The organism is Nocardia sp. Root136 (genome assembly GCF_001427185.1).
Classification (GTDB): domain Bacteria; phylum Actinomycetota; class Actinomycetes; order Mycobacteriales; family Mycobacteriaceae; genus Nocardia; species Nocardia salmonicida.
On sequence record NZ_LMFE01000001.1, the window covers coordinates 2,745,346 to 2,767,620 of the forward strand.

The 22,275-nt window shown below is 64.9% G+C and carries 17 protein-coding genes and 4 tRNA genes; 4 read left to right on the forward strand and 17 right to left on the reverse strand.

Annotation, left to right across the window (positions count from 1 at the left end):
- Positions 1-78: 78 nt before the first annotated feature.
- From ASD42_RS12510 to rplJ, 5 genes are all read right to left on the reverse strand, one after another.
- The gene (locus tag ASD42_RS12510) at positions 79-4,032 is read right to left on the reverse strand and encodes a DNA-directed RNA polymerase subunit beta' (protein ID WP_056814320.1); all 3,954 of its coding nucleotides are present in this window, start codon (positions 4,030-4,032) and stop codon (positions 79-81) included.
- A 105-nt stretch (positions 4,033-4,137) separates the two neighbouring features.
- On the reverse strand, positions 4,138-7,638 hold the full coding sequence (rpoB, locus tag ASD42_RS12515; RefSeq protein WP_056814323.1) for a DNA-directed RNA polymerase subunit beta: 3,501 nt from the start codon (positions 7,636-7,638) through the stop codon (positions 4,138-4,140).
- Between the two features lie 556 nt (positions 7,639-8,194).
- Entirely contained in the window at positions 8,195-9,274 is a 1,080-nt protein-coding gene (locus ASD42_RS12520) for an ABC transporter ATP-binding protein (protein WP_056814329.1), read from the reverse strand.
- A 234-nt stretch (positions 9,275-9,508) separates the two neighbouring features.
- Complete coding sequence (rplL, locus tag ASD42_RS12525; protein WP_056814330.1) at positions 9,509-9,895, reverse strand: 50S ribosomal protein L7/L12; 387 nt, start codon at positions 9,893-9,895, stop codon at positions 9,509-9,511.
- Between the two features lie 62 nt (positions 9,896-9,957).
- Positions 9,958-10,521, reverse strand: a complete 564-nt coding sequence (gene rplJ, locus ASD42_RS12530; protein WP_056814334.1) for a 50S ribosomal protein L10 — start codon at positions 10,519-10,521, stop codon at positions 9,958-9,960.
- Positions 10,522-10,937: 416 nt separating this feature from the next.
- Here rplJ and ASD42_RS12535 point away from each other — a divergent pair, with 416 nt between their 5' ends.
- Entirely contained in the window at positions 10,938-12,548 is a 1,611-nt protein-coding gene (locus ASD42_RS12535) for an MFS transporter (RefSeq protein ID WP_056814337.1), read from the forward strand.
- Positions 12,549-12,623: 75 nt separating this feature from the next.
- Here the strand turns inward: ASD42_RS12535 and rplA are convergent, their stop codons facing one another.
- From rplA to ASD42_RS12585, 10 genes are all read right to left on the reverse strand, one after another.
- Positions 12,624-13,337, reverse strand: a complete 714-nt coding sequence (gene rplA / locus ASD42_RS12540; protein ID WP_056814341.1) for a 50S ribosomal protein L1 — start codon at positions 13,335-13,337, stop codon at positions 12,624-12,626.
- A 78-nt stretch (positions 13,338-13,415) separates the two neighbouring features.
- Positions 13,416-13,850, reverse strand: coding sequence for a 50S ribosomal protein L11 (rplK, locus tag ASD42_RS12545; RefSeq protein WP_056814343.1), 435 nt, complete (start codon positions 13,848-13,850; stop codon positions 13,416-13,418).
- Positions 13,851-14,066: 216 nt separating this feature from the next.
- The gene (nusG, locus tag ASD42_RS12550) at positions 14,067-14,888 is read right to left on the reverse strand and encodes a transcription termination/antitermination protein NusG (RefSeq protein ID WP_056816182.1); all 822 of its coding nucleotides are present in this window, start codon (positions 14,886-14,888) and stop codon (positions 14,067-14,069) included.
- A 112-nt stretch (positions 14,889-15,000) separates the two neighbouring features.
- On the reverse strand, positions 15,001-15,369 hold the full coding sequence (gene secE / locus ASD42_RS12555) for a preprotein translocase subunit SecE (protein WP_056814345.1): 369 nt from the start codon (positions 15,367-15,369) through the stop codon (positions 15,001-15,003).
- 31 nt (positions 15,370-15,400) lie between these two features.
- A tRNA-Trp gene (locus ASD42_RS12560) sits at positions 15,401-15,473 on the reverse strand.
- A gap of 194 nt (positions 15,474-15,667) precedes the next feature.
- Positions 15,668-16,738 carry a fused (3R)-hydroxyacyl-ACP dehydratase subunits HadA/HadB gene (locus ASD42_RS12565; protein WP_056816184.1) on the reverse strand — a complete coding sequence of 357 codons (1,071 nt, stop codon included), beginning with the start codon at positions 16,736-16,738 and terminating at the stop codon, positions 15,668-15,670.
- A 163-nt stretch (positions 16,739-16,901) separates the two neighbouring features.
- Complete coding sequence (rpmG, locus tag ASD42_RS12570) at positions 16,902-17,072, reverse strand: 50S ribosomal protein L33 (protein ID WP_056814348.1); 171 nt, start codon at positions 17,070-17,072, stop codon at positions 16,902-16,904.
- 36 nt (positions 17,073-17,108) lie between these two features.
- Positions 17,109-17,184: transfer RNA gene (locus ASD42_RS12575), tRNA-Met, on the reverse strand.
- A gap of 59 nt (positions 17,185-17,243) precedes the next feature.
- Positions 17,244-17,316 (reverse strand) — tRNA-Thr (locus ASD42_RS12580).
- 240 nt (positions 17,317-17,556) lie between these two features.
- Positions 17,557-17,639 (reverse strand) — tRNA-Tyr (locus ASD42_RS12585).
- A gap of 175 nt (positions 17,640-17,814) precedes the next feature.
- On the opposite strand from ASD42_RS12585, the gene ASD42_RS12590 reads away from it, so the two are divergent.
- Positions 17,815-18,306 (forward strand): YajQ family cyclic di-GMP-binding protein, encoded by a 492-nt coding sequence (locus tag ASD42_RS12590; protein WP_056814350.1) that lies wholly within the window; start codon positions 17,815-17,817, stop codon positions 18,304-18,306.
- Between the two features lie 119 nt (positions 18,307-18,425).
- Here the strand turns inward: ASD42_RS12590 and htpX are convergent, their stop codons facing one another.
- Together htpX and ASD42_RS12600 are read right to left on the reverse strand one after the other, a co-directional pair.
- Positions 18,426-19,292: a zinc metalloprotease HtpX gene (htpX, locus tag ASD42_RS12595; protein ID WP_056814353.1), complete on the reverse strand. Its 867-nt coding sequence runs from the start codon at positions 19,290-19,292 to the stop codon at positions 18,426-18,428.
- A 61-nt stretch (positions 19,293-19,353) separates the two neighbouring features.
- Positions 19,354-20,376: a polyprenyl synthetase family protein gene (locus ASD42_RS12600; RefSeq protein WP_056814356.1), complete on the reverse strand. Its 1,023-nt coding sequence runs from the start codon at positions 20,374-20,376 to the stop codon at positions 19,354-19,356.
- A 145-nt stretch (positions 20,377-20,521) separates the two neighbouring features.
- On the opposite strand from ASD42_RS12600, the gene ASD42_RS12605 reads away from it, so the two are divergent.
- A complete protein-coding gene (locus tag ASD42_RS12605) occupies positions 20,522-21,787 on the forward strand; it encodes a geranylgeranyl reductase family protein (protein WP_056814360.1) in 1,266 nt (421 codons plus the stop codon).
- Positions 21,788-21,809: 22 nt separating this feature from the next.
- On the forward strand, positions 21,810-22,271 hold the full coding sequence (locus ASD42_RS12610) for a helix-turn-helix transcriptional regulator (protein WP_235569391.1): 462 nt from the start codon (positions 21,810-21,812) through the stop codon (positions 22,269-22,271).
- The last annotated feature ends 4 nt before the right edge of the window (positions 22,272-22,275 follow it).

Sequence of the window (22,275 nt, forward strand, 5' to 3'; positions counted from 1 at the left end):
GACTCCGAGGGAACCACGCACACGAAAACGGCCCCCGCCCTGATGGGCGGGGGCCGAAATCTATTGCCTACCTACGGACTAGCGGTAGTCGCTGAAACCGTAGTCGTCCAGCGGCACCGCTGCGCCGGTGGAGGAGCCGAAGCTGTCCGGGGAGTAGTAGGTGTCGTCGTAGGACGGCACCGCGTACGCCGCGGCACGGGCTTCTTCGGTCGGCTGCACCTGGATGTTGCGGTAACGGTTGATACCGGTACCGGCCGGGATGAGCTTACCGATGATCACGTTCTCCTTCAGGCCGATCAGCTTGTCGGAGCGGCAGTTGATGGCCGCATCCGTCAGCACTCGGGTGGTCTCCTGGAAGGAAGCCGCCGACAGCCACGAATCGGTGGCCAGCGACGCCTTGGTGATACCCATCAGCACGGGACGGCCCGAGGCCGGCTCGCGGCCTTCGGCCACCACGCGACGGTTCGAGTTCTCGAACTCGGCGCGCTCGGTGAGCGAGCCGGGCAGGAACTCGGTCGCACCCGAATCGATGATCGTCACACGACGCAGCATCTGGCGAACGATGACCTCGATGTGCTTGTCGTGGATCGACACACCCTGCGAGCGGTAGACCTCCTGGACCTCGTGGACCAGGTGGACCTGCACCTGACGGGGACCCATCACGCGCAGCACCTCGTGCGGATCGGCAGCGCCCTCGAGCAGCTGCTGACCCACCTCCACGTGGTCACCGTCGGCCAGCAGGCGCTCGGAGCCGTCGTCGTGCTTGAACACCCGCAGACGCTGACGCTTCGAGAGCTTGTCGTAGACAACTTCCTCGGACCCGTCATCAGGGATGATCGTGATCTTGTAGAAGCGGTCGTCGTCCTCGAGACGCACCCGACCCGAGACCTCCGCGATCGGCGCCTTGCCCTTGGGGACACGGGCCTCGAAGAGCTCCTGAACACGCGGCAGACCACCGGTGATGTCGTCGCCCGCGACGCCACCCTGGTGGAAGGTACGCATGGTCAGCTGGGTACCGGGCTCACCGATGGACTGGGCCGCGACGATGCCGACGGCCTCGCCGATATCGACCAGCTTGCCGGTGGCCATCGAACGGCCGTAGCAGGTGGCGCAGACGCCGGTGCCGGTGGTGCAGGTCAGCACGGAGCGGACCTTCACCTCGGTGATACCGGCCTCGAGCAGCGCCTCCAGCGCGGGGTCGCCGAGGTCGGCGCCCTTCGCCACGATGACGTTGCCCTTGGCATCGACCGCGTCGGACGCCAGGGTCCGAGCGAAGGTCGAGGTCTCGACGTGCGCGTCACGGATGATCGTGCCGTCGGCCAGCTTCTCCGCGATCGGCACCAGGATGCCGCGCTCGGTGCCACAGTCCTCTTCGCGGACGATGACGTCCTGCGACACATCGACCAGACGACGGGTCAGGTAACCCGAGTCGGCGGTACGAAGCGCCGTGTCGGCCAGACCCTTACGAGCACCGTGGGTGTTGATGAAGTACTCGAGCACGGTCAGGCCCTCACGGAACGAGGACTTGATCGGGCGCGGGATGAACTCACCCTTCGGGTTCGTCACCAGGCCCTTCATACCCGCGAGGGTACGAGTCTGGGTGAAGTTACCCGTGGCGCCGGAGTCGACGATCGTGATGATCGGGTTGTCCGGCGGGTAGTGGGTCCGCAGCGCGGCGCCCACTTCCTCGGTGGCTTCCTGCCAGATCTTGACCAGAGCGTTGTTGCGCTCGGCGTGATCGAGCGCACCACGCTGGTACTTCTTCTCGATCAGGTCTGCCATGGCCTCATAGCGTTCCATGATCTCGGGCTTCTCCGGCGGAACGAGCACGTCCGACATGGAGACGGTGACACCCGAACGCGTGGCCCAGTAGAAGCCGGCGTCCTTGAGCTTGTCGACGGTCTGCGCGACGACGATCATCGGGTAGCGCTCAGCCAGATCGTTGATGATCGTGGCCTGACGCTTCTTCGGCATCGGCTCGTTGATGAACGCGTAGTCCGCCGGAAGCAGATCGTTGAAGATCACGCGACCCAGCGTGGTCTCGGCCAGCCAGGCCTCGCCACGCTTCCAGCCGTCCGGGAACAGCTCGGTCTCGACATCGCGCGGCGGGCGCTGCTCGGTCAGCCGCACCTTGATGGTGGACCGCACGGTCAGCTCGCCACGATCGACGGCCATCTGGGCCTCGGCGGGCGAGGAGTACACGCCGTACTCCGGCTCGTCGGTGGCCGCGGCGCGGTAGGTGCCCGCACCGTCCTCGTCGAGACGGGTCAGGTAGAACAGGCCCGTCACCATGTCCAGACGCGGCATCGCCAGTGGGCGACCCGACGCCGGGGACAGGATGTTGTTCGACGACAGCATCAGGATGCGTGCCTCGGCCTGCGCCTCCGCGGACAGCGGAAGGTGTACGGCCATCTGGTCACCGTCGAAGTCGGCGTTGAACGCCTCACAGACGAGCGGGTGCAGCTGGATGGCCTTGCCTTCGACCAGCTGGGGCTCGAAGGCCTGGATGCCGAGGCGGTGCAGGGTGGGCGCGCGGTTCAGCATCACCGGGTGCTCGGCGATGACCTCTTCGAGGACATCCCACACCTGGGCACGCTGACGCTCGACCATCCGCTTGGCGGACTTGATGTTCTGCGCGTGGTTGAGATCGACCAGACGCTTCATGACGAACGGCTTGAACAGCTCGAGCGCCATCAGCTTCGGCAGACCACACTGGTGCAGCTTCAGCTGAGGACCGACGACGATGACCGAACGGCCCGAGTAGTCGACGCGCTTGCCGAGCAGGTTCTGACGGAAACGACCCTGCTTGCCCTTGAGCAGATCGCTCAGCGACTTCAGCGGGCGGTTACCCGGTCCGGTGACCGGACGGCCACGACGGCCGTTGTCGAACAGTGCGTCGACCGACTCCTGCAGCATCCGCTTCTCGTTGTTGACGATGATCTCGGGCGCACCCAGATCGATCAGTCGCTTGAGGCGGTTGTTGCGGTTGATCACGCGGCGGTACAGGTCGTTCAGGTCGGAGGTGGCGAAACGGCCACCGTCGAGCTGAACCATCGGACGCAGCTCCGGCGGGATCACCGGGACAGCGTCGAGCACCATGCCCATGGGCGAGTTGCCGTTGGTCTGGAAGGCCGCGACGACCTTCAGACGCTTGAGCGCACGCAGCTTCTTCTGGCCCTTGCCCGAGCGAATGGTCTCGCGCAGCTTCTCGGCCTCGGCGTTGATGTCGAAGTTCTCCATCAGCTTCTGGATGGACTCCGCACCCATGGCGCCGGTGAAGTACTCGCCGTAGCGGTCGACGAGCTCGCGGTAGAGCACCTCGTCGACGATGAGCTGCTGAACCGACAGCTTGGTGAAGGTGGTCCAGATCTCGTCGAGACGATCCAGCTCACGCTGCGAGCGGTCGCGCAGCTGACGCATCTCGCGCTCGCCGCCGTCCTTGACCTTGCGACGCACGTCGGACTTGGCGCCCTCGGCTTCCAGCTCGGCCAGGTCGGCCTCGAGCTTCTGCGCACGGGCCTCCAGGTCGGCGTCGCGCTGATCGGCGACCGACTTCTTCTCGACCTCCATCTCGGCTTCGAGCGTGGAGAGCTCGTTGTGACGCAGCTCCTCGTCGACACCGACGATGACGTAGGCGGCGAAGTAGATGATCTTCTCGAGATCCTTCGGCGCCAGGTCGAGCAGGTAACCCAAGCGCGACGGAACGCCCTTGAAGTACCAGATATGAGTAACGGGAGCAGCCAGCTCGATGTGGCCCATCCGCTCACGACGCACCTTGGCGCGAGTTACCTCGACGCCACAGCGCTCACAGATGATGCCCTTGAAGCGGACACGCTTGTACTTGCCGCAGTAGCACTCCCAGTCCCGGGTGGGACCGAAGATCTTCTCGCAGAAGAGCCCGTCCTTCTCCGGCTTGAGCGTGCGGTAGTTGATGGTCTCCGGCTTCTTCACCTCGCCGAAAGACCACTGGCGGATGTCATCGGCGGAGGCAAGGCCGATCCGGAGTTCATCGAAGAAGTTGACGTCTAGCACGTAACTTCCTTTCCCCTATTCGGGTCGAATTCGAGCAAAAGTTCACTAGTTGTCGAGCGCGGTGCGCGGTGCGGTCGCTTCCACAGCGACCGCACCGCTAACCACCTAGTTCGCCAGATCGTCGATGGTTGCCGCTTCGTTCCTGGACAGGTTGATGCCCAGGTTCGCCGCAGCGCGCTCCAGATCCTCGTCCTCGCCGCCACCCATCTCGATCGCGGCGCCGTCCGAAGACAGCACCTCGACGTTGAGGCACAGCGACTGGAGTTCCTTGAGGAGCACCTTGAACGACTCCGGAATGCCCGGCTCCGGAATGTTCTCGCCCTTGACGATGGCCTCGTAGACCTTCACGCGACCGACCACGTCGTCGGACTTGATGGTCAGGAGTTCCTGCAGCGTGTACGCCGCGCCGTAGGCCTGCATGGCCCAGCACTCCATCTCACCGAATCGCTGACCACCGAACTGCGCCTTACCACCCAGCGGCTGCTGCGTGATCATCGAGTACGGACCGGTCGAACGGGCGTGGATCTTGTCGTCGACCAGGTGGTGCAGCTTCAGGATGTACATGTAGCCGACTGCGACCGGGTACGGGAACGGCTCGCCGGAGCGACCGTCGAACAGGGTCGACTTGCCGTTCTCGTCGACCATGCGCTCGCCGTCACGGTTGGGCAGCGTCGACGCGAGCAGGCCGGTCAGCTCGTCATCCTTGGCACCGTCGAAGACGGGCGTGGCGATGTTCGAGTCGGCAGGCGCGGCCAGCATCTCCTCGGGCAGCGTGGCCGCCCAATCGGGACGAGTACCGTCCGTGGCCACGTCGATATTCCAGCCGGCTTTACCGATCCACCCGAGATGGGTTTCCAGGATCTGGCCGATGTTCATACGACGGGGCACACCGTGGGTGTTCAGGATGATGTCGACCGGCGTGCCGTCGGGCATGAACGGCATGTCCTCGATGGGGAGGATCTTGCCGATGACGCCCTTGTTGCCGTGGCGACCGGCGAGCTTGTCGCCGTCCTGGATCTTGCGCTTCTGGGCCACGTAGACGCGGACCAGCTCGTTGACACCGGGAGGCAGATCGTCGTCGTCCTCGCGCGAGAACACGCGAATGCCGATGACCTTGCCGGACTCACCGTGGGGCACCTTCAGCGAGGTGTCGCGCACTTCGCGAGCCTTCTCACCGAAGATGGCACGCAGCAGACGCTCTTCCGGGGTGAGCTCGGTCTCGCCCTTGGGCGTGACCTTGCCGACCAGGATGTCGCCGTCGCGAACCTCGGCACCGATGCGGATGATGCCGCGCTCGTCGAGGTCGGCGAGGACCTCGTCGGAGACGTTCGGGATATCCCGAGTGATCTCCTCGGCACCGAGCTTGGTGTCGCGGGCATCGATCTCGTGCTCTTCGATGTGGATCGAGGTGAGAACGTCCTCTTCCACGAGGCGCTGCGACAGGATGATCGCGTCCTCGTAGTTGTGGCCTTCCCACGGCATGATCGCGACGAGCAAGTTCTTGCCCAGCGCCATCTCACCGTTCTCGGTGCAGGGGCCGTCCGCGAGGACCTGCCCCTTCTCCACCCGATCGCCCTCGTCCACGATCGGACGCTGGTTCGAGCAGGTGCCCTGGTTCGACCGGTTGAACTTGCGCATCCGGTAGGACTTGCGGCTGCCGTCGTCGGCCATCACGGTGACGTAATCGGCCGAGACCTCTTCGACCACGCCGGGCTTCTCGTTCACGACGACGTCACCGGCGTCGACGGCTGCGCGCAGCTCCATGCCGGTACCCACGATCGGGGACTCGGAACGGATCAGCGGCACGGCCTGACGCTGCATGTTCGCACCCATGAGGGCACGGTTGGCATCGTCGTGCTCGAGGAACGGGATCATGGCCGTCGCGACCGACACCATCTGGCGCGGCGAGATGTCCATGAAGTCGACCTGAGCCGGCGTCACGAACTCGACCTCTTCGCCCGCACGGCGGACGAGGACCTTCTCCTCGAGGAAGCGACCTTCGGCGTCGACCGGGGAATTGGCCTGCGCGCGAACGTAGCGGTCTTCCTCGTCGGCGGTCAGGTACTTGACCTCGTCGGTGACCTTGCCGTCGACAACCTTCTGGTACGGCGTCTCGATGAAGCCGAACGGGTTGACCCGCGCGTACACCGACAGCGAACCGATCAGGCCGATGTTCGGGCCTTCCGGGGTCTCGATCGGGCACATGCGGCCGTAGTGCGACGGGTGGACGTCACGAACTTCCAGACCGGCACGCTCACGGGACAGACCACCGGGGCCCAGCGCCGACAGGCGGCGCTTGTGGGTCAGACCCGACAGCGGGTTGTTCTGGTCCATGAACTGCGACAGCTGCGAAGTTCCGAAGAACTCCTTGATCGCCGCGACGACCGGACGGATGTTGATCAGGGTCTGCGGCGTGATCGCCTCGACGTCCTGAGTCGTCATCCGCTCACGAACGACACGCTCCATGCGGGACAGGCCCACGCGGATCTGGTTCTGGATGAGCTCACCGACGGTGCGCAGACGACGGTTACCGAAGTGGTCGATGTCGTCGATCTCGACGGGGACCTCTTCACCGCCGGGGGCGGTCATCGTGCGGTCACCGGCGTGCAGACGCACCAGGTACTCGATGGTGTCGACGATGTCTTCCTTGGTGAGAACCGAGGAGGTCACCGGCTCGTGCACGTGGATGCCGAGCTTCTTGTTGATCTTGTAACGACCGACGCGGGCCAGGTCGTAGCGCTTCTCCTTGAAGAACAGGTTCTCCAGCAGAGTCTGCGCGGACTCCTTGGTCGGCGGCTCGCCCGGACGCAGCTTGCGGTAGATGTCGAGCAGCGCCTCGTCCTGGCCGGGCGTGCTGTCCTTCTCCAGGGTGGACATCATGATCTCGGAGAAGCCGAAACGCTCGACGATCTCCTCGGTCGTCCAACCCAGCGCCTTGAGCAGCACGGTAACCGGCTGACGACGCTTGCGGTCGATACGGACACCGACGGTGTCACGCTTGTCGACGTCGAACTCCAGCCACGCGCCGCGCGACGGAATCACGCGCACGCTGTGCAGGTCCTTCTCGGTGGTCTTGTCGATGTTGTGATCGAAGTAGACGCCCGGGGAACGGACCAGCTGCGAGACGACGACACGCTCGGTGCCGTTGATGATGAAGGTGCCCTTGTCGGTCATCATGGGGAAATCGCCCATGAACACCGTCTGGCTCTTGATCTCGCCGGTGTTGTTGTTGATGAACTCCGCGGTGACGAACAACGGCGCCGCGTAGGTCATGTCCTTCTCTTTGCACTCGTCGATGGAGGCCTTGACCTCTTCGAAGCGCGGATCAGAGAACGACAGGGACATGGACCCGGAGAAGTCCTCGATCGGAGAGAGCTCTTCGAGCACCTCCTCGAGGCCGCCTGCGAGACCGACGTCGCCGCGAGCGGCTGCCTTCTCGCGCCAGTCGGGAGTACCGACCAACCAGGCGAACGAGTCCGTTTGTAGGTCGAGAAGTCCGGGCACCTCCAAGGGCTCTCGGATCTTCGCGAACGAAACCCTCAACGGGGCTCCGGGGATACCAGCCTTGGTCTGGGTGGAGACTGCCAAGATGCGTCCTTCCAGCACCTCACGCGCGTCGCGTGGTGGTCCGCGACCGTCGCTTGTCTGCTACGAATTCCGCTGGTTACAGCCCGAACGAAACCAGAACAAGCAGCAGCGGAAGTAACACCGGAAGGGTGGAACTTTCGAGTGCGAATCAAGGTGTGGACAGGAGGCAGCCAGCGCAACGTCCAAACTTACACCCCTAGACAAGGGAGTGTCAACATACCATCCGTGTGACCGCTCGCACGGATAACGCGCCGAAGCCCCGGAACGCTGGCCGCGTCGGGTTCCCTCGGCGCCGGGCCAACTATCAGCTGGCCGCTGGTGCCCCTTAACAGCTTGTGCTGCTGTAGATAGGGTGACGGTTCCCGCGCGCCTCGTCAAGTGCCGCGGGACGGTCTGTTCGCGAAGTGAGATCGCCTGGGCCGCTGGACTTCCCCGGCCTCGAACCGCGGCTATTTTACCCGCGACACGCCGTGTGCGCCAACCGGCGGGGCGGCCGGTCAGCGGCTGTTTTCCGGCCCGTAACGCAAATGAGCCCCGGCCGTGGGCCGGGGCTCATTCAGGAGGTGAAAGTCGCTCAGCTGTTGATCTGGCCGTGCGGAACGGCCTTGAACGTTTCGGTGGGCTGGTCGTTGCCGCCGTAGGCCGCCATCACCTGAGTGTCATCGGAGGAATCCAGCGACTCGCGGATCGCCACCTGTGCCGCGTGCGGCAGGGTGTGGATGATCTCGCGCACGCGCGCCTGCCGACGGAACACGGCCTGGCGGGCGGGCATACCGGGCTCGGCCTTCATCTGCGGGATGATGCCGTCGATCTCCTCGGCGCCACCGTGGTGGTGACCGGCGTCGACGAGCGCCTGCTCGCGCGCCATCTGCGCCTCGTCCTTCTCCTCCGACATGCCGATCGGACCGATCATGCGGCCGTTGAGGAACTGCTTGACCACCGGCTCCTCGCTGGTGAGCAGCACCTCGCGGGGGCCGAACATCACCAGGTTGCGGCGGAAGAGCATGCCGATGTTGTCCGGCACGGTGCGGGCCAGGTTGATGTTGTGGGTCACGATCAGGATCGTGGCGTCGATCTGCGCGTTGATGTTGAGCAGCAGCTGCGCCAGGTACGAGGTACGCACCGGGTCCAGACCCGAGTCGGGCTCGTCGACGAGGATGATCTGCGGGTCGAGGACCAGCGCGCGGGCCAGACCGGCGCGCTTGCGCATACCGCCGGAGATCTCGCCGGGGAGCTTGCCCTCGGCGCCGAGCAGACCGGTCAGCTCGAGCTTCTCCATGACGACACGGCGGATCTCGGATTCCGACTTCTTCGTGTGCTCACGAAGCGGGAAGGCGATGTTGTCGTACAAATTCATCGAGCCGAACAGCGCGCCGTCCTGGAAAAGGACGCCGAACAGTTTGCGGATCTCGTAGAGCTCCTTGTTGGAGCAGGTCATGATATCGGTGCCATCGATGAAGATGGACCCGCGCTCGGGTCGCAGCAGACCGATGAGCGACTTCAGGAACACCGACTTACCCGTACCCGAAGGTCCGAGCAACGCACTGACCTCACCCGAAGGGAGCGTGATCGACACGTCCTGCCAAATTCGCTGTGAACCGAAGGATTTGGTTACACCCTCGGTCCTGACCTCGACGCCCACTGCTACCTCCATTGATCCCTGCGAGCACCCCACCGGCGTTCCCGCGCGCTCACATCACGGCGGTGCGCTACGACTCTGTGGGTCCGGTCACTGTAACCCATCAGTGAGACGGGGCACACCCCTACATGACTGAAGAGTAACCTGGCGCGGTTCCTACGACCCGGATCACTTTCGCATGTCCGGACAAATAGCAAACGGGCGGCCCGGAAAGGACCGCCCGTTCACAACAACAGCACTGGTTCCGAATTACTTGACGGAAACCTTGGCGCCGGCCTCTTCGAGCTTCGCCTTGGCGGCCTCGGCGGCATCCTTGGCGACCTTCTCCAGGATCGGCTTCGGGGCGCCCTCGACCAGGTCCTTGGCTTCCTTCAGGCCCAGGCCCGAGACGATCTCACGGACCACCTTGATGACCTGGATCTTCTTGTCGCCGGCACCCTCGAGGATGACGTCGAACTCGTCCTGCTCTTCGGCGGCGTCGGCCGGCGCAGCAGCGCCACCGGCGGCGGCGACCGCGACGGGGGCAGCGGCGGTGACGTCGAAGGTCTCTTCGAAGACCTTGACGAACTCAGCGAGCTCGAGCAGGGTCAGCTCCTTGAAGGCGCCAATCAGTTCTTCGGTGCTCAGCTTTGCCATGGTGGTTCCTTTCGTGGTGTACCTCGCAGCGCATACGCACCCCGAGGCGGGTAATAGATGTCTTATTCGGCGTCAGCCGCGGGTGCTTCTTCGGCAGCAGGAGCGCCTTCGGCACTCGTGCGCTTCTCGAGCAGCGCCTGGGCGAGCCGGGCGACCTGCGAAGCGGGAGCGGCGAACAGGGCGGCAGCCTGCGAAGGCTTGGCCTTGAACGCACCGGCCAGCTTGGCCAGCAGCACCTCACGCGAATCGAGGTCAGCGATGCGCTCGACCTCGGACACGGACAGCGCGCGGCCGTCCATGTATCCGCCCTTGATGACCAGGGACTTGTTGTCCTTGGCGAACTGCTTGAGCGCCTTGGCGGCATCGACCGGCTCACCCTGGATGAAGGTGATAGCGGTCGGGCCGACGAACAGCTCGTCGAGACCCGCCACACCGGCTTCGCCGGCAGCGATCTTGACCAGGGTGTTCTTGGCGACGGAGTACGTGGCGTCGGCGCCGAGCACACGACGCAGCTCGGTGAGCTTGCCGACCGACAGGCCACGGTATTCCGTGACAACAGTGGCCGTGGAGTTCTTGAACTGCTCCGCGATCTCCGCGACAGCGGTGACCTTTTCAGGTTTCGCCATACTTCGCCTCCTCTCTGATGTCGGTTTCGTTGGTGCACTACCGAATCAGGGGCCGGCGACAAAACGAACGCCCCGGACGCAAGGCGTACCGGGGCGCAAAATAGCTTCGGCCTCAGCTCTCCCTGCGTGGGTCGCCGGCAATGTCGCCGGACCTTCGATCGACACCGTGAAATTCGGCGTCAACGACCAACGGTCTTCGGTAGAACGAATGGGTGTGGCCTTCGAAGATGTATGCACATCCCGCATGACCGTTGACCACTGTACCTGCACCTACCCCCATCTGCCAAAACGGGTCGGAAACGCTCGAATCGGGCCGAATTCATGTGTCCCAGCTCACATTTGAAGGTCGAATGTGGCCGGAATCCCAGGGGAAAGGTGTTACGCACGGTGACAGTAACCTGGTTCACTCCAATGCTATGGCAACCTCCATAGTCGCTCCACCAGTGCTGCTGGGCCGACGCCCGCAGCGATTCATCGCGCTAGCCGTCATCTGCCTGGCAGAACTGCTGGTAGTACTCGACAACACCATCGTCAACGTGGCGCTGCCGTCCATCGGCGTCCAACTCGCCACCGGCGTCTCCGGCCTGCAATGGATCGTCGACGCCTACACCCTGACCTTCGCCGGACTACTCCTCGCCGCGGGCAACCTCGGCGACCGCTACGGGCGCCGTCGCATCATGATCGTCGGCCTCGTCGGCATCGCGGTGATGTCGGTCGGCGGCGCACTCGCCGATTCGATGACCCAGGTCATCGCCGCCCGCGCCGCGATGGGCATCTTCGCCGCGGCCGTCTTCCCCGCCACCCTCGCCCTGATCATCAACATCTTCACCGACCGGCGCGAACGCGCACTCGCCATCGCCGCCTGGACCGCGATGGCGGGCTTCGCCATCGCGATCGGGCCCATTTCCGGCGGCTGGCTACTCGAACACTTCAGCTGGCACTCGGTGTTCTGGATCAATGTGCCGGTGGCATTGATCGCCCTGATCGCGACCCTGATCTGGGTGCCGGAATCGCGCGCGGCGCAGGTCGGCAAGATCGACCTGGTCGGCATCGGTCTCTCGATCGCCGGCATCACGCTGGTGGTGTGGGCGATCATCGAGGCACCGCACAATGGCTGGCTCTCCCTCACCACCCTCGGCACCGCCACCCTCGGCGCCACCATGCTCGCCGGCTTCGTCACGTGGGAATTGCGCACCGCCGCACCGATTCTCGATATGCGACTGTTTCGCAATCGCCGATTCTCGTTGCCCGCCTTGGCTATCGCGATCGGCTACTTCTCGATGTTCGGATTCCTGTTCCTGATCACCCAGTATTTCCAGGGCGTGCGCGAATACACCCCACTCGAATTCGGTATCGCCTCACTGCCGTTCGCCGTCTCGGTCGCGATCGGCGCACCGGTCGCGACGCTGCTCGCGCAACGGGTCGGTACCACCGCGGTACTGGTACTCGGCCTGCTGCTCATCGGCGCGGGTCTCTACCTGGGCGGACAGGTGACCGTCGACAGCAGCTACCTGATCGGCGTGCTGCCCTCGATGGTGCTGATGGCGTTGGGCCTCGGCATCGTGCAGGGACCGGCCACCGAGTCGATCATGTCCTCGTTGCCACTGGACGAGGCGGGCGCGGGCTCGGCCGTCAACGACACGACCCGCGAGATCGGCGGCACCCTCGGCGTCGCGGTGCTCGGGTCGATCGTGGCCTCGTACTACACCAGCCGGATCGGCGCCCGCATCGACGCGATCCCGATGGGCATCATGAACGACAACGAGAAGAGCCTGGTCAAGGCCAGTCCACTCAGCGTGCTGGAACTGCGTAAACGCGAGCTCGCGCCGTTCTTCGAGACTCAACGCGAGAACTTGATCGTCGCCATGAAGACCGCGACGCTGCAGGGCGCGCACGCGGCCTCACTGGTCGCCACCGGCGCTGTGCTGGTGTGCGCGGTGATCGTGGCCGTCTTCCTGCCGTGGAAGCCGCAGAGCGGTGAGTCGGTGCTGCTCGGCTGGCGGGACAAGACTCCCGAACAGTCCTGACAAAAGCCGCGAGGGTGGGAACGCAGTGCGTTCCCACCCTCGTGGTTGCTCTAGGAGCTAGCGGTCAGCCGAAGCTCACGCATCCTCGTCGAGGAGGTTGCGGGTGCGGTTCGGGTCCACCGGGATGCCCGGTCCGGTGTTCGTCGAAACCGTGATCTTCTTGACGTAGCGACCCTTGGCGGTCGACGGCTTCACACGCAGGATCTCGTCCAGCGCGGCGCCGTAGTTCTCCACCAGTTTGGCGTCGTCGAAGGACGCCTTGCCGATGACGAAGTGCAGGTTGGCCTGCTTGTCGACGCGGAAGTTGATCTTGCCGCCCTTGATCTCGTTGACGGCCTTGGTCACATCGTTGGTGACGGTGCCCGTCTTCGGGTTCGGCATCAGACCACGCGGGCCGAGGACACGCGCGATGCGGCCGACCTTGGCCATCTGATCCGGGGTGGCGATCGCGGCGTCGAAGTCGAGCCAGCCGCCCTGGATCCGCTCGATCAGGTCCTCGGCGCCCACGGCGTCGGCGCCCGCAGCCTCGGCCTCGGAAGCCTTCTCGCCCGCGGCGAACACGATGACGCGAGCGGTCTTACCGGTGCCGTGCGGCAGGTTGACGGTGCCACGGACCATCTGGTCGGCCTTGCGGGGATCCACGCCGAGACGGACGGCGACCTCGACGGTCGCGTCGGTCTTGGTGGTCGCGGTCTCCTTCGCCAGGCGCGTGGCGGCCAGCGGGGAGTACAGGTTGTCGCGATCGACCTTCTCAGCAGCGGCGAGGTACGCCTTGCTTCGTTTTGCCATGATTTTCTGTCCTTAGAGTTTCGAGTTCAGATGTGGTTGTCGGGCCTGGCCGGCCCTCCCACATGGAGCGAGATTCGCTCAGCCTTCGACGGTGATACCCATCGAACGCGCGGTACCGGCGATGATCTTCGCGGCCTGATCGATGTCAGTGGCGTTGAGATCCTCGGCCTTGGTCTTGGCGATCTCCCGGACCTGGTCCATGGTGACCTTGGCGACCTTGGTCTTGTGCGGCTCAGCGGAGCCCTTCTGCACACCGGCGGCCTTGAGCAGCAGACGAGCGGCAGGCGGGGTCTTCAGCTTGAAGTCGAACGACCGGTCCTCGTACACCGAGATCTCGACCGGAATGACGTTGCCACGCTGCGACTCGGTCGCGGCGTTGTACGCCTTGCAGAACTCCATGATGTTGACGCCGTGCTGACCGAGCGCGGGGCCGACCGGCGGTGCCGGGTTGGCTGCGCCGGCCTGGATCTGCAGCTTGATGATCCCGGCGAGCTTCTTCTTCTTGGGGGGCATCTTTCTTCCTTGGCTTTCTGGGGTTCGGTTCCTTACGGTTGCCGTAAGCCTCGTATCCGCGCACGACTAGGCCCCGACAGGTACTGCGGGGAAGTCAGAACACGAACCATCACACTCTACTTGACATAGGTCATGACCTAGCAATCGGGTGGCGACCAGCACAAACACGAAACGGCACCGCCGATGAGCGGTGCCGTTCCGTGAAAGCGGGAGAACTCAGATCTTGGAGACCTGGGTGAAGTTCAGCTCGACCGGGGTCTCGCGACCGAAGATCGACACGAGCACCTTGAGCTTCTGCTGCTCGGCGTTGACCTCGGAGATCGACGCGGGCAGGGTCGCGAACGGGCCGTCCATGACGGTGACCGACTCGCCGACCTCGAAGTCGACCTCGATGGTGGGCTTGCCCGAAGCCGAGCTACCGGCATCCGAACCACCGGCGGCGGCCGCGGCGGCCTTCTTCTGCGCCTGCGCACCGGCCGGGACCAGGAACTTCACGACCTCGTTGATGGTCAGCGGGGTCGGCTTGGCGCCGGGGCCACCGCCGGTCATGCCGACGAAGCCGGTGACGCCGGGGGTGTTGCGAACCGCGCCCCACGACTCGTTGTTCAGTTCCATCCGGACCAGGATGTAGCCCGGCAGCACCTTGCGGTTGACGTTCTTCTTCTGGCCGTTCTTGATCTCGGTGACCTCTTCGGTCGGCACCTCGACCTGGAAGATGTAGTCCTCGAGGCCGAGGTTCTGCACACGGGTCTCGAGGTTGGTCTTGACCTTGTTCTCGTAGCCCGCGTAGGAGTGCACGACGTACCAGTCGCCGGGCACGCGGCGCAGCTTGGTCTTCATCGACTCGATCGGGTCGGCCTCGGGGTCGTCCTCGGTGGCGACTTCTTCGATCACGGTTTCGTCGACGACAGCCTCTTCTGCAGCGGCTTCGTCGGTGTCGGCGAGCTCGGCGGCCTCGACCTCGTCGGTGGCGGTTTCCGCCACGACAGTGTCGTCAACCGGGAACTCGTCGTTGGTGTCGTTCTCCGGGGTGCTCACTGAGGCACTCGCTTCCTGTGTCGTCACGTACATCCTCTGGGCCGGGTCGGGCGCGCGGAGGCACACTCCGCCGTTCCGGCCCGCGATCGGCTACCGGCGTGGGTGTCGGCGATCAGCCGAACAGCCAGTCGACACCCTTGACGAACGCTACGTCGATCCCGGCGATGAACGCGACCATGAAGACCACGAACACCAGAACGACGGCCGTATAGGTGACCATCTGCTTCCGGTTGGGCCAGATCACCTTGCGCAGTTCCGCGATGACCTCTCGCAGGAACTTGAGCAGCCGCTTGAACGGGTTGCCCGTGCCGGCAGACTTGTCTGCCTTTCGCGATGCCGACGGCCGATCGAGCGTGGCCACCGAGCCGTTGTCTGCCGGAGCATCCGACGCGCGCACACGACGAGCAGACCGCTTGCCACTCGGTCGAGTGGCAGCGGCGGTGTCCTCGCCGTCTTCGCGAGTATCCCGCTCGTCGCTCACGTCGATCCTCTCTCGTCGCTGGCATTCAGGGCAGGGGCGACAGGACTTGAACCTGCAACCTGCGGTTTTGGAGACCGCTGCTCTGCCAATTGAGCTACGCCCCTTCGGTTGGACCAGCCTGAGCTGTAGTGCCCAACCACATTCGATATTCGGTTGTCTCCAGTGTCACACAACACGCGCGCCGCTTCCATGAGGGGTTAACCCCTCGGGAAGATCAGCGCGCAGCACCTCATGACCCCAGAGACCCGACTATACGTCACCGCGCGCGGTTATCGCCAATCCGGGACACTCGACCAGGTCAGGACAGCTGAACGGTTGCCGTGGCGCGACCGAAGATCTTTTTGCCCGCCGATTTCGCCGTGATGGCGACCACGGCGGTGCGGGTCTGCGGGTCGACCGATTTCACCTTGCCGGTGTATTCGACCTCGGCCGGGACGTCGGAACCGACATAGACCGGGCTGGTGAAGCGGACGTTGTATTCCTTCACCGCACCGGGATCGCCCAGCCACGAGGTGACGAAACCGCCGCCGAGGCCCATCGTGAGCATGCCGTGCGCGACTACATTGTCCAGGCCGACCAGCTTCACGACCTCGTCGCTCCAGTGGATCGGGTTGGCGTCGCCGGACACGCCCGCGTAGTTGACGAGGTCGCCGCGGGTGAGTCGCGCCACGCGCGCGGGCAGCTCGTCGCCGACCGACACGCTGTCGAAGGACAGGGCGTGCACGCTGACCGTCGGCTCCGGCTGCTTGGTGACCGGGTCGACGGCGCTGCCGACGGAAAGCTCGGACGGCGCGTGGTGGGTGGGCTCCTCGTCGCCGAGGCCGTGCATGAGCACATTGCGCACCGCGTCCGACATCCGTGGGTCGATGTCACCGCCGCTGCGGCCGATCAGGGTGGTGTAGGTGGTGAGCACCAACTCGTCGTCCTGGGCGGTGACGATGTTCTTGGTCACGATGATGTCGCCGCCGAAAGCCTGGCGGAAAGAATGCAGATACACATCGCAGGTCAACTGGTCGCCGACCCTGATCGGGCGGTGAAACTCCAGGATCTGGTCGGTCTGCATGATCTGACTCAGGTCGTACCCGGTCACGATCTGTTCGAACAGTTTGCGCTGGGCGAGGATGCCGACCAGGGAGATGAAGGTGAGCGGGGCGACCAGGCCCTGGTGGCCGTACTCGCGCGCGATGTCCTCTTCCCAGTGCACCGGGTGGTAGTCCTGCACCGCACGGGCGTATTCGCGCACCTTCTCGCGGCCGACCTCGTAGTAGTCGTCGACGCGATAGTGGTGGCCGACCATCGACGCCGCGTGGGCGGCGGGATCGAATTCGGCGGCTGCGGCAGGGACCGCTTCGTGAGTTCCGGTGTTCACTGTCACAACGTGGACCTTACTCACCTGTAAGACAGCACCGAAGTCGACCGGTGCAAAACGTGACCTGTCCGAGTAGTGTATCGGCCCCGAACTTCGCATGAACTTACCGGGAAAAGCACAAAGGCCGGACTCTCGTCCGGCCTTCGGCAGATGCTGTTGAAAACTAGCGCGACTCGCGGTGCGCCCGGTGGGTTCCGCAGTTCGGGCAGAACTTCTTGAGCTCGAGGCGATCCGGGTCGTTACGCCGGTTCTTCTTGGTGATGTAGTTGCGGTGCTTGCACTCGTCGCAGGCCAAGGTGATCTTTGGCCGGACATCGGTGGACTTCGCGGCCACGATTTGCCTTCTTTCCGGTCTGGGCTGAGTTGAAATTGGTAGCGATGGCCGGACTTGAACCGGCGACACAACGATTATGAGTCGTTTGCTCTACCAACTGAGCTACACCGCCACGGCGGACTAATATCCCGATGATGCCGCGGTTAGCCGCTCACCACCGGCAATCCGGCGAGCCCCCTAACGGAATCGAACCGTTGACCTTTTCCTTACCATGGAAACGCTCTACCGACTGAGCTAAGGGGGCATGACAACGTGGCACAGAGTCTGTATCGGCAAGCCGATCAGCGTGACCCCGTGCTCCGGCGTCCTGAACGAGATTACACACTCGCACCCGACACCACCAAATCGGCAGCTCAAGGCCCGTTTTCACGGCATCGAAACCAGTCTGGCACGCGGTTCCTCCCGAGGCTACCTCGGCTGCGCGCCGGGCGACCCACTCGAACCAAAGAACCCCGCCGATCTTCATGATCGACGGGGTTCGAGGTGGCAGATGTAGGATTCGAACCTACGTAGGCATAAGCCGACGGATTTACAGTCCGCTCCCATTGGCCGCTCGGGCAATCTGCCGTGTGCGCCGTTTCCGGTGCGCTGAGCAGCTTACAACGTACCCACCCGGACTATCAAAACGCCTGTACAGACCCCCTGCGAGCACCGGTTGGCCGCCTATGCGGGTACAACTGTCTCGGTGGCCGGTAGAACCCCGGCCGGAGTTCGCCGGACCTTCACAGGACAGGAGCGCAGTGTGGCTGATTCGTCATTCGACGTCGTGAGCAAGGTCGATCGCCAGGAGGTCGACAACGCTCTGCATCAGGCGGAGAAGGAGCTGAACTCGCGCTATGACTTCAAAGGCACCGATGCGTCCATCGCGTGGTCGGGCGAGGAAGCCATCGTGCTCACCGCCAATGCCGAGGAGCGGGTGCAGGCGGCGCTCGACGTCTTCAAGGAGAAGCTGATCCGTCGCGATATCTCGCTCAAGGCGTTCGACGCCGGCGAGGCGCAGCCCTCGGGCAAGGTGTTCAAGATCACCGGCACGCTGGTGCAGGGTATCGACACCGAGAAGGCCAAGAAGATCTCGAAGAAGATCCGCGACGAGGGCCCCAAGGGCGTGAAGGCGCAGATCCAGGGCGAGGAGCTGCGAGTGAGCAGCAAGAAGCGTGATGATCTGCAGGAAGTGATCTCGCTGCTCAAGGGCGAGGATTTCGGCATCGCCCTGCAGTTCGTCAACTACAGATAGTTCAGCGGCTGGTGCCGCGGGTTCGCGGCCCCCGTGTGCCTCACGGTCGAGGACCGATACAGCGCCAGCGGCGTTCCGTCTCGGCCCTCGACCGCGAGGCGGGCCGCGAACCGTGGCGGTCAGTGCTGATGGGTATCGCCCCTGGCCAGGTCTTCGAGGCGCTTGATTCGTTCGTCCATCGGGGGGTGGGTGGAGTACCAGCGGGCCACGCGGTCGCCCGCGCGGAACGGGTTGGCGATCATCAGGTGCGATTCGCTGGTGATCTTCGGGTCCGGCGGCAGCGGGGCCGCCTGCACGCCGCGTTCGATCTTGCGCAGGGCCGAGGCCAGGGCCAGTGGGTCGCCGGTGAGTTCGGCCCCGGACTGATCGGCCTGGTATTCCCGCGATCGTGAGACCGCCATCTTGATCAGGCCCGCCGCGATCGGGCCGAGCAACGAGACCAACAGCACCCCGATGATGTTCGGGCCGTTTCCGTCTCTGCTGCCGAACGAGCTCGCGAAGAACGCCATGTTCGCCAAGCCGGTGATGACCGAGGCCATCGCGCCCGCCACCGACGAGATCAGGATGTCGCGGTTGTAGACGTGGGACAGCTCGTGCCCGAGCACCGCCCGCAGTTCCCGTTCATCGAGCAGTTGCAGAATGCCGCTGGTACAGCAGACCGCGGCGTGCCGCGGATTGCGGCCGGTCGCGAACGCGTTGGGGGCGCTGGTCGGACTGATGTAGAGCCGGGGCATCGGCTGGCGCGCGGTCGTGGCGAGTTCGCGCACGATCCGGTACATGACCGGCGCCTCGAGTTCGCTCACCGGTTGCGCGTGCATCGCCTTCAACGCCAGCTTGTCGCTGTTGAAGTAGGCGTAGGCGTTCATGCCGACGGCCAGCACGATCGAGATGATGAGGATCGTCGGGCTGCGGAACATCGCCCCGATGGCGACGATCAGCGCCGACATCCCAACCATCAAACCGAAGGTTTTGATCCCATTGGGCATGAATGAGCAACGCGAATCGAGGGTCGAAAGTTCCGAGGAGAAGACGCCTCGACCTTCCGTCTCAGCCCACGCGTTCGATGGTGTAGCGGACCAGCCGGGTGAGGGCGTCGTTGGCGGGGCCTGCCGGCAGGGCCGCGAGTTCGGTGTCGGCGAGGTCGGCGTATTCAGCGAGCTTTTCCTTGGCCAGCGCCATGCCGGGTGAGCGGCGCAGCAGTTCCAGTGCCTCGTCTACCTCGGCATCGGTTTCCAGTGGGCGGGCCAGCAGGGTGCGCAGGCGGTCGCCGTCGGCGCTGATCTCGCGCAGGGCGTAGAGCACCGGCAGGGTGTGCACGCCTTCGCGCAGGTCGGTGCCCGGCGTCTTGCCCGACTGCTCGGCCGAGGACGAGATGTCGATGATGTCGTCGGAGATCTGGAAGGCGGTGCCGACGGCGTCGCCGAGGCGGGCCAGGCGTTCGACATGCTCCAGGCCCGCACCGGAGAAAGTGCCTCCGAAGCGGCCGGCGGCGGCGATGAGCGAGCCGGTCTTCTCCCACACCACGCGCAGGTAGTGCTCGACCGGATCCTGGGTCTGCTTGGCGCCCATGGTTTCCCGCATCTGGCCGGTGACCAGCTCGGCGAAGGTCTCGGCGATGATGCGCACCGCGTCGGGGCCGAGGGTGGAGGTCAGGCGCGAGGCATGGGCGAACAGGTAGTCGCCCGCCAGGATCGCGATGCTGTTGCCCCACCGCGAGTTGACGCTCTCCGCACCGCGGCGCTGGGACGCCTCGTCCATGACGTCGTCGTGATAGAGCGTCGCGAGGTGCACCAGTTCCACGACCGTGCCCGCGGTGACCAGCGCCGGATCGGTGGGATTGGGGCCGAGCTGGCCGGTGAGCACGGTGAACAGCGGCCGGAACCGCTTACCGCCTGCCCTGGCCAGGTGCAGCGCGGCTTCCTGCAGGAATTCCGCGCCGTCGGAGAGTTCGTCGACGAGCAGTTTCTCGACCGCGGCCAGTCCGTCGCGCACGATGACAGCGAGTTCGGGATCGACAAGATCTACCCCGGCAACCACGGTGCTCTCGTCGCTCACAGCCGATGTGCTCATTATCTTCTCCCAGCGATGCGTCCGACCCCGACGGGTAGCAACCTAGCGTGTTCCGGCACTATGGCCGATGAACCCCGTCACACAGTGACAATTCCCGGTGTACCCGACACTCTCGCACAGCGGCCGACAGTGCCAGTATTGAGCCATGGGTTCACCGGATCTCACCCCTGCCGACCGCGCTCCCCTGCCTGCCACCGTCGAGGTACTGGTGGTCGGGGCAGGGCCCGCCGGTTCCGCGTCGGCGGCTTGGGCCGCGCGCGCCGGACGCGATGTGTTGCTGCTCGATTCGGCGGTTTTCCCGCGCGACAAGACCTGCGGCGACGGGCTGACGCCGCGCGCCACCGCCGAACTGGAGCATCTGGGTCTGGGCGAATGGTTGCGCGCGCACACGGTGAACCACGGCCTGCGGATGGCGGGTTTCGGCAAGGAATCGCTGCTGCCGTGGCCGGGCGGGTCGTTCCCCACCTACGGAAGTGCGGTTCCACGAACCGAACTCGACGACAAGCTGCGCGAGACCGCGATCAAATCCGGTGCGCGGATGGTCGACGGTGCGAAGGTCACCGAGGTCCTGCGCGAAGGCGAACAGGTCACCGGCGTGTCGGTGCGTATCGGCGAGAACACCCACACGGTGCGCTGCCGGGTGCTGGTGGTGGCCGACGGCGTGCGCTCCCCCGTCGGAAAGCAGTTGGGCCGCACCTGGCATCGCCGCTACGCCTACGGCACGGCAGCCCGCGCCTACATCAAGTCCGGCCGTAGCGACGACCAATGGATTTCCTCGCACCTGGAACTGCGCAACGCCGCCGACGAACTGGTGCCCGGCTACGGCTGGATCTTCCCGCTCGGCAACGGCGAGGTGAACATCGGCGTCGGCTCGCTGGCCACCGAGGCGCGGCCCTCGCACGTCGCGCTCAAGCCGCTGCTCGAGCACTACACCCGGCTACGCCGCGAGGAATGGGAACTCGAGGGCGAACTACGCGCGGTGGCCTCGGCGCTGTTGCCGATGGGCGGTGCGGTCTCGAACGTGGCGGGCCCGAACTGGGTGCTGGTCGGTGACGCCGCCGGCTGCGTGAACCCCCTCAACGGCGAAGGCATCGACTACGGCTTGGAGGGCGGGCACATGCTCGCCGACCTGCTCGACGAGCCCGATCTGAGCCAGGCGTGGCCGCAACTGCTGCGCGACCACTACGGACGCACCTTCTCGGTGGCGCGCAGGCTCGCCGGCCTGGCCACCCAGCCGAGGATGGTCCCGCTCGGTGGGCCGCCGGTGATGCGCTCGAAGTATCTGCAGCGCACGGCGGTTCGTGTGATGGGCAATCTGGTGACCGACGAGGACCTCGACCTCACCGCCCGCGCCTGGCGTGCGGCGGGACGAGCCTCGCTCCGCGCCGACGAACTCCCGCCGTTCAGCTGATGACCGAGCGCGGGCGAGCGTCGTGAGCGGGGCGGGGCGTCGTCCGGTGCTCGCCCTGCTGCCGCACCTGCGCAAGGCTCGCGACCTGGTCGACCGACGGTACGCCGAACCGCTCGACCTGGACGAACTCGCCCGCGCCGCGGGTGTTTCCAAGTATCACTTCCTGCGCGCGTTCGCCGCGGTGTACGGGCGCACACCGGCGGTGTATCTGGCCGAACGGCGGATCGAGCGGGCGCAGGATCTGTTGCGGTCGACCAACCTGACCGTCACCGAGGTGTGCATGATGGTCGGCTATTCGAGCCTCGGCTCGTTCAGCGCGAAGTTCCGTCAGCTCGTCGGGGTCACGCCGAGCGAGTATCAGGCGAAATTCGCCGACGGAGCGCCGCACATTCCGGGCTGCTACGTCTTCATGCACGGGCTCTCCGACCGCGTCCGCCGCGACACCGCAATTTCGGAGAAGCCGGATGACACCGCGCGGCCATAGCCTG